Source organism: Dehalococcoidia bacterium (assembly GCA_028711995.1).
Taxonomy (GTDB): Bacteria; Chloroflexota; Dehalococcoidia; order SZUA-161; family SpSt-899; genus JAQTRE01.
The window spans coordinates 1-8425 of sequence record JAQTRE010000129.1; the positions used below are offsets into that span (position 1 = coordinate 1).

7 protein-coding genes are annotated in these 8425 nt (G+C 50.9%); 2 read left to right on the forward strand and 5 right to left on the reverse strand.

Features of this window, described 5'->3' with window-relative positions:
- Nucleotides 1-100 precede the first annotated feature (100 nt).
- The 3 genes from PHV74_13230 to PHV74_13240 all read right to left on the reverse strand — a co-directional run bounded on the left by PHV74_13230 (nucleotide 101) and on the right by PHV74_13240 (nucleotide 2681).
- Nucleotides 101-841, reverse strand: a complete 741-nt coding sequence (locus PHV74_13230; GenBank protein MDD5095320.1) for a G1 family endopeptidase — start codon at nucleotides 839-841, stop codon at nucleotides 101-103.
- Between the two features lie 513 nt (nucleotides 842-1354).
- Nucleotides 1355-1657 (reverse strand): hypothetical protein, encoded by a 303-nt coding sequence (locus tag PHV74_13235; protein MDD5095321.1) that lies wholly within the window; start codon nucleotides 1655-1657, stop codon nucleotides 1355-1357.
- A gap of 145 nt (nucleotides 1658-1802) precedes the next feature.
- Nucleotides 1803-2681: a hypothetical protein gene (locus PHV74_13240; GenBank protein ID MDD5095322.1), complete on the reverse strand. Its 879-nt coding sequence runs from the start codon at nucleotides 2679-2681 to the stop codon at nucleotides 1803-1805.
- A 296-nt stretch (nucleotides 2682-2977) separates the two neighbouring features.
- Here PHV74_13240 and PHV74_13245 point away from each other — a divergent pair, with 296 nt between their 5' ends.
- Both PHV74_13245 and PHV74_13250 read left to right on the forward strand, forming a co-directional pair.
- Nucleotides 2978-3637 carry a response regulator transcription factor gene (locus PHV74_13245; GenBank protein MDD5095323.1) on the forward strand — a complete coding sequence of 220 codons (660 nt, stop codon included), beginning with the start codon at nucleotides 2978-2980 and terminating at the stop codon, nucleotides 3635-3637.
- A 236-nt stretch (nucleotides 3638-3873) separates the two neighbouring features.
- Complete coding sequence (locus PHV74_13250; protein ID MDD5095324.1) at nucleotides 3874-5166, forward strand: LUD domain-containing protein; 1293 nt, start codon at nucleotides 3874-3876, stop codon at nucleotides 5164-5166.
- Between the two features lie 70 nt (nucleotides 5167-5236).
- Here PHV74_13250 and PHV74_13255 read toward each other — a convergent pair whose 3' ends face one another.
- Together PHV74_13255 and lon are read right to left on the reverse strand one after the other, a co-directional pair.
- Nucleotides 5237-5893: a response regulator transcription factor gene (locus tag PHV74_13255; GenBank protein MDD5095325.1), complete on the reverse strand. Its 657-nt coding sequence runs from the start codon at nucleotides 5891-5893 to the stop codon at nucleotides 5237-5239.
- A 315-nt stretch (nucleotides 5894-6208) separates the two neighbouring features.
- Nucleotides 6209-8425: endopeptidase La (gene lon, locus PHV74_13260; protein ID MDD5095326.1), on the reverse strand; the 2217-nt coding region annotated here is incomplete at its 5' end.

Below are 8425 nucleotides of genomic sequence, written 5' to 3' on the forward strand. Positions count from 1 at the left end.
TGCTTATGCCTGTGGTTCTCTCTGAACATCCCTTCACCTCAAGTCGAATAGCCTCAACTTGAGTCTATCGCATCCCAATATCAGCTTCAATACCAAGGCGCTACCTTTTTGCAGGAACGCCAACTATCCATTCCGCACTATCTCTGTTTGGTGAACAGTCATACCAAAATGCACTATATTTACCTGTATCTACATCATTGATAAAAAAGAACCATTCTTGCTCACCGCTGTCCCAGTATACCGTAGCAATTAGCGTATGGCCTGCAGGAACATTCCAGTATACCGGATTCCCGTATTGATCATAATGGTCAACAATATGTATCATGCCGAAGTCGGGCCACACTTCCCAAAAAGGTGTTATGGAGACAGTACTGTCATGATGATAGGCCATATCGACACCGATTTGAGCAAGAGGATTGGTTCCTACGCCAACCCAAGCGTAATCGGATCCATTCAATGCTGTCCGCGCCATGAAATGGCCAGTTACCCCTCTAATATCAGCTTGAGTTCTGATAACCTGGTATCCTGACCAAGGTGGTGAATCTGTTGTTCTTGGTGTTGGACTTTTGGAAGATACGTAGTATGTTGGTAACGAAACACGATGAATCATGTGAGACACAACTTCATCGCCTTTTTCGCCGAAAGCGGTTTTAACCATAGCTTTCGCCGCGTCGTCACCCCTATCGACCACATTCAGCACCACAACTTCGCTAGTGCTACCGGGATTAGCCCCACTGTCATCTCCGTTACCGGCATAGATGACTCCAGGGGTTGAAAGGAGCATGGTTATAATCGCAATTGCGACGATCAGGAATACAGATAACCTATTTGGCAATATCATATTCACTTTTTGCTCTCCTTATTGATTTATTTGGCCCTGCTTTTCTGGCTATTGGATACAATCCTACCTTCCCCATGGCACAACCCTGGGTATGCCCTTATCTGATATCTATATCATTTCACATTAGCCTCCTGTTCAATAAGGTTTCCTCGCCGGCTTCGGCCTATCACATCCGTTACCGTGACCTGCCGGTTTCGGGTATGGGACTGAAAACTTACCCTTAATCTAGCATGCGTAAAACGTTCTGTCATGACACTTCAAGTACCAATTTTGGGCCCGGTTCTGCTAACGGTACCTTTTTGAGTACTTTAGTACCGATTGGGTAAAAAGGCCTTGTCTTTTCTTTCTTGGTGGCGGTGATCCCAACGGGTGCTCGACCGGGCCACCAGAACAAGGGGAACCCAATGCAGCGCTATGCCAATATGTATGATAAGGCTTCAGGCTGCATCTCCTCTAGCGGTCTGAAAGGTGGGATAGTAGTTCCCAAAAAAGAGCGGGCTTGCAAGAATCTTCTCATGTAGTCTGGTCCGAGTCGGGGTTGGTTTTTCTGCCAAATTTGATTTGACTTACGGCAACAATCAACAAAATCGTACCCACGATAAACAAGGGGGCCGGAAGCCAACCCGGTGTATCGTCCGTGTATTCATAGTAGAAACCCAGGAAAAAGAGAATTACACTGTCCAAGAAATACAGGCCGATGTGGAAAGGCTTGAACGTGTGCTTTTTAGCGTTGTGGGTCAGCCGACGTGTTTGCCAAATGTCAAGAATTAGGCTTAATGTCAGAATAGAGAAGAGTATTCCTATAACTTGATCCATTAAAAAACCTCCGATGGCAACACCAATAATGGGAACCTCAGAATGCGTGCACTCTTGCGGTGCACGCATTCTAGTAACACAATTGTCTTGTACAAAGCCTAAAGACAGGCTCTGGCCAGGATCAGACCTCTTGGTGTAGAGAGGTTTACCAATCGAGCATAATATAATTCCAGTAAGTGTGATGGCCACTGTCACCAGATTCCAGCTCACTTATCTGGGGGAAAAATAGACTTGATTGGTTAACCTCCGACTCGCTGTAGACAATTATTTTGTATGTGTGGCCTGCTTCGAAATTGAAGTCTAATGATCCATACCAGTAGATGTAGACATTGGCGCTTCCCAGACTGCCCACATGTTTTGTGGCAACAAGTTGGCTGTCTTCAGTTGTACTGTCAGTTACGTTACGTATCTCGGCATATACATTGAAATCACAACTGCCTCCTGCGCCAGCTGTCATCTGAACGGCTGACCATCCAGAAACCAGCACTGCTGTTTGGGCTGATGCTCCGGTATTGGAGAACGTGACGCCATTGTAAGCCCAGGCATTTGCCCATCCTGTCGCTACTGCCCGACCAGCAACGTTATTTCGATTCTCACTCAAATTGTAGGAGTGCCAAGAATAGGCTGCTCCGCCAGTATCTCCTCCATGAGCACCCGTAGTGGCGTCCCAGAAAGTGTAATCTACACTACTCCTCGTCACCAGGTCGCTTTCAACCGGTTTTGAACGATCTTTCGAAGGGCACAATTGTATTATTGAGTTTGAATCTATTGGTTGGCTTCTTAGACTGGTCTCAATCTCCGCTTGAACTTGATTGTGACTCTCAATCAGCCACTCTTGGTACCATTTGTCAAATTCAGCCTGAGTCTTAGCATTTAGTATTTTGGACTCTAACTGCTCTAAGTTATTGCCCGTATCCGCAACGTTTGATCCCTCTTCAGCGAATGCAGCCGGTGCAGCGCACCCAACCATGATAGCCAGCAGCAGTCCAACAACCATATATCGCGACAATGTTCCGTGTAACACTTTTCCCTCCTTATTTTTTGATGTGCTTAAAGGCTTACCTATCCCCTGTACCCCCTCCCGAAAAAAGGGTTAGAGTTGATTGGATCGACGACCCAATGCAACTCTAACAGGCAGTACATAGTTTGTCATGACACTTCAAGTACCAATTTTGGGCCCGGTTCTGCTAACGGTACCTTTTTGAGTACTTTAGTACCGATTGGGCAAAAAGGCCTTGTCTTTTCTTTCTTGGTTATTGTACGATGTCCTAACACAACCGTAGAGTCAAGGGCACAAGCTGATCACCACTTTGATGAGAGATGAGAACATTAAGCGTCCTGGTAGTGGATGATAACTTCCTGATGAGAAAGGGACTGGTGCATGCGCTGGAAGGAGTTGACGGCATTACTGTTGTCGGCAAAGCGGCCAATGGAGCCGAAGCCGTCGAATGGTTCCGGAAGTCCTCAGCTGATATTGTATTGATGGATGTGCTGATGCCCATCATGGGAGGAAACGAGGCCACTGCCGAAATTGTGCGTATATGCCCGCAAACGAAGGTTCTGATACTCACTGTAATCGAGGAGCCCTACAAACTGGCTCAATCCATTATGGCCGGAGCCAAGGGATGCCTCGTTTATGGATCGTTTTCAATGGATGACCTGATACAAGTAATACACTCATCAACAACAAGCGATAAGCCCATTATGCCAGCCTCGGTTCAGCGTGTTTTGAAGATCATGGGCTGGCACTCTGATTCAAGCAGCCAGATTCCAGAGGGTCATGCCGAAAAGATGAAGCTTTCTTTCCGTGAGGGAGAGGTTTTCGATCTCCTGATGACGGGTAAAAGTAATAAGGAAATCGCTGAGAGTCTTTGTCTTGAAGAACAAACAGTCAAAAATCACCTGCGCCACATATACAGTAAGCTCAATGTCCGCAATCGGCACGAAGCGATCGATCTGATGAGAGATGAAAGATCATAGATTCCAAGAACTGAGATTCATGCCGTGTGCATTGACCTTCTACACCAGCCCCGATAAGTCAGAGCCCGTCTGTTATAATATCCTTTGAGGGGAGCTCTGATTAAGTGCCATCAACCCCCTGACCCCCAATCTTGGGGAGGGTAGAGGAATTTGGGGGACACCCCCAAACCCCCGGCAGGAAGAATCCTGCACCGCTTGATCACCGGCTCCTCGACTACGTTCCGGGGAAGAAATCGATGCGCAACAGGCTCAAAAAGGCTGCCCAGGAAAAGAAAACCATTTCCGCCATGAGAAAATCGTTTGCCACGGTACGCACGCGGCAGAAAGATAATACAGAACGCATCTCCGACCTTGAGGGGAGAAAATCCCGTCTCAAAGCAGTAAGAGAACACTCAATCGGCAATCAGGAACTCCAGGAAGAAGCCGTCAAAAACCTCCAGACCAACGGCATCACAGTCAGACTGGCGCAGACCCCGGAAGAAGCGATCTCTTTTGTGCTCCAGGAAATCGGCTCAGAGAAACTAGTGGTCAAGGCCAAGTCCAACGTCACCAAGGAAATTGATCTGGTTAAGGAACTGGAGGCGCGAGGAATCGAGGCCGTCGAAACCGATATCGGAGACAGGGTGGTCCAGATCGCCGGGGAAAAACCGTCTCATCCCACCGGCCCGGCCAGCCATCTCTCCAAAGAGCGGATCGCCCAGGTGCTTTCCAGCCACTTCGGCTACGAAATCCCGGCCGATCCCCTCACCCTCACCCAGGTGATTCGGGACGAAGTGGCTGGAAAGATCGAGGCGGCCAATATCGGGATCACCGGAGCCAATGCGATAGCCGCTGAAGAGGGAGCCATCCTGATTGTTCACAATGAGGGAAACGTCACCGAGGTGATGATGCGCCCCCAAAAGCACATCATCCTGGCAGGCATCGACAAAATCTACCCTGATCTCGAGGAAGCCCTCAACATGGCCAAGCTGCAAACCTACTATGCCACCGGGTCCGTCATCACCTCCTTTATCAATATTCTCAGCGGACCGAGCAAGACGGCCGATATCGAAAAGAAGCTGGTCAAAGGCGTTCACGGGCCAAAATCCGTTTCGCTGATCCTGCTGGACAACAAACGGAGCGAGATCGCCGCCGGCGAATTCAGGGAAATCCTGTACTGCATCGGCTGCGGAGAATGTCTGCTGCACTGCCCGGCATACGCCGTCTACGGAAACAAATTCGGCAGCGATCACCACCTGGGCGGACGGGGTGTCCTGTTTTCCTCCCTCTGCGAAGACGCCAAAGATGAACCAAAGGCCGAACTGTACTCTTGTTTAAGCTGCGGACACTGCCGGAAACAGTGTCCGGTGGGAATCGATACCCCCCGACTGATTACCAAGCTCCGCCATCAATATCCCACCCTCATTCCCGAAGCACACCTCGAGAACGGCTATCGATTTATCGAGTCTCATCTCAAGTGGGCTTTCAGCGCTGCCAGACTGGAGGTTCTGGCCTTGCTGGCCGCGGGATTGAGGAAAAAGCAGGAATGACCAACCCATGGATTTCCGCTTGTGCGGGAATGACAAGAAAGAATACATGGCGGAAGATTACCGCTGGATTTCAGGGCACTGCTCGCAATCTCAGTTTGATCGCTTCGAAGCGGTTGTTTATCCCCAGTCTACCATAGATGGTCCGCAGATGATTCTTGACGGTTTTCTCTTCGATATGCAGCATCCGGCCGATTTCCCGGTTGCTCTTTCCCTTTCTCAGCAGTTCCAGGATTTCGATTTGCCTGATGGTGAGGTAATTATCAACCCTTTCCCCTTGCGAAAGATGATCCGCCGGAGAACTTCCCCTTAAATCGGCCAAAGCAAGCTCCACTGATGGGGGAAGGGGGATCGACTTGCCTGATCCCACGGAATATATGGATTCCAACAGGTCTTCCGGGGACGCACCATGATGGACAAAACAGCCCTTGGCCCCAGCCAGGATCGATTCTGCCAGAGGGTAGGGATCATCCATTACGGCGAGCATCAAGATTTTTGTCTCCGGTCTGATGCGCATAATCTCAGAGGTGGCCGTGACACCCCCGATGATGGGCAAACGAGTATCCATCAGCACAACATCTGCTGAAGACTTCCGCATCCACGCGATTGCCTCCGCTCCCGTTGCCGCTTCCCCAACAACAGCAATTCCATGCGCAGATCGCAGTATGCTCCGCAGCCCCACTCTGATTACCAGATTGGCATTAACTATCAGTACCCTTACCACATCCATGATCGAATCACCCCCCAATAAGTAACTCGGCAGATTATACACCCTTCGGTCGAGGATTACATGAGTAAAAGGGCCTAACTTTGGGAAATACCCGAGTTTGCGAAGTGAGGCTGGCTTTTGTGGAATGATGAGGCCTGGCCGGATAGGAAGCAGGGGTTAGCGAGTGTGAAAGTGGAAACTGAAATCGTGTTCCAATGACGAATTTAAAATGACCGTTCGCCCTGAGCCTGTCGAAGGGCCGTTAATGGTTCGACAAGCTCACCACGAACGGTATTTTCAGAGTAATGACACCGTTGGCACTCCAATCAGCGTTCCCTAGCAAGTGGGTGCGGCGCTATTCACCAGAGTCTGTTCCAGCACCTGATCGACGTGATCGGCAAAAACAAACTGGAGCTCATCCTTGATCTGCTGTGGGACTTCCTCCAGGTCCTTTTCGTTCTCCCTGGGAAGAACCACCTTTTTGACGCCTGCCCGGTGAGCTGCCATCACCTTTTCCTTGATTCCGCCCACGGGCAACACCTTACCCCTGAGGGTAATCTCGCCGGTCATGGCCACGTTTCTCCTGATCGGTTTGCAGGAGATGGCGGAGGCCAGGGCCACCGTCATGGTGACTCCGGCAGAAGGGCCATCTTTGGGAATAGCACCGGCCGGAACGTGTATATGGATATCCTTTGTTTCGGTGAAGTTTTCCTCCACCCCGAGCGAAACAGCCCGTGAACGGACATAGGTCAATGCCGCCTTGGCCGATTCCTGCATCACGTCGCCCAGCTTCCCGGTCAGAATGAGATTGCCTCTGCCTGCTACCAGAGAAGCTTCCACAAACAGCACGTCGCCACCGGCCGGTGTCCACGCCAGGCCCGTGGCCACTCCGATCTCATCGTCGCCCTCCGCCACCTCATAATGGAATTTCTCCGGACCCAGGAATTCCTTGAGATCACTCGAAGTCACGGAGACATTTCCGTGCCCGTTCGTGGCCACCTGGCGAGCGATCTTGCGACAGATGGTGCCGATCTCTCGCTCCAGGTTTCTGAGCCCGGCCTCCCGGGTGTATTTCCTAATAATGGCCATAACAGCATCATCCGTCAGGCTGGCATTTGCCTGGGATATCCCGTTGGCCTCGAGCTGTTTGGGAATGAGGAACTTCCGGGCAATCTGTAATTTCTCCATCTCGGTATAACCGGGCAATTCCAATATTTCCATCCGATCCTTCAGCGCAGGCAGAATCGGGTCCTCCAGATTAGCCGTGGTGATGAACATCACCTTGGAGAGATCAAACGGCACATCCAGATAGTGGTCATTGAAAGAGTTGTTCTGTTCAGGGTCCAGCACTTCTAGCAGCGCAGCTGAAGGATCGCCGCGGAAATCAGCGCCCACCTTGTCGATCTCATCGAGCATGAACACCGGATCATTGGAACCGGCTCGGCGAATCTCCTGGATGATCCGGCCCGGCAAGGCTCCCACATAGGTGCGGCGGAATCCCCTGATCTCGGCCTCATCTCGAACACCACCCAGGGACATACGGACAAAGTGACGTCCCAGAGACCGGGCGATGGACCGGCCGATGGAGGTTTTCCCCGTCCCCGGCGGCCCCACGAAACACAGGATCGGGCCTTTCATATCCTGCTTGAGCTTCCTCACCGCCAGATAATCGAGGATTCTTTCCTTGACTTTCTCCAGATCATAATGGTCCTCATCGAGTATCTCGGAGGCTCGTTTGACGTCTATGCTTTCTTCCGTGCTCTTGCTCCAGGGAAGGCTGGTAATCCAGTCCAGATAGGTTTTGACTACACTGTAATCCGCAGCCTGAGGGGGCATCTTGCTCAGTCGAGCCAGTTCCCGCTCCGCTTCCTTCAGCGCTTCTGGCGGCAATTGAGCCTGGTTGATCTTCTCTCTGATCTCATTTATCTCGACGGCCTGCTCATCGGTTTCGCCGAGTTCCTTCTGGATGGCCTTCATCTGCTCACGCAGATAGAATTCCCGTTGCGTCTTATCCATCTCAGACTTCATCTGCGATTGAATTTTGCTGCCGAGCTCCAGAATCTCCAGCTCACGATTGATCAACCCGGTCAGCTTCTCCATGCGTTTCTGAACATTGATCTCTCCCAGGATGTCCCGCTTTTCTTCGGGGCTGAGATTGATATGAGCGGCAATCAGATCGGCCAGGTTGCCCGGATCGGTCAGGTTCATTGCCATCATGCCGATCTCCTCGGGCAGGTTCGGAGACAGTGAGACGGTTTTCCGAAAAAGCTCGAGGAGATTTCTCATCAGGGCATTGACCTCAGCCGTCTTCTCTACCTGCTCCTCGGCTACCTCCACCTTACCCTTGAAATACGGCTCCGTCTGAGTTACCTCTGTGACCCTGATCCTGGTGATCCCCTGCAGCAATGCCCGAATCGAACCATCCGGCAATCTGAGCATCTTGACAACGGAGGTCGCAGTCCCAATGGGATTGAAATTCTCAGCAGAGGACGGCTCATCGAATTTCAGGAGCGGGAATATCCCCAGTATCTTTTTATCATTAACAACGTCATC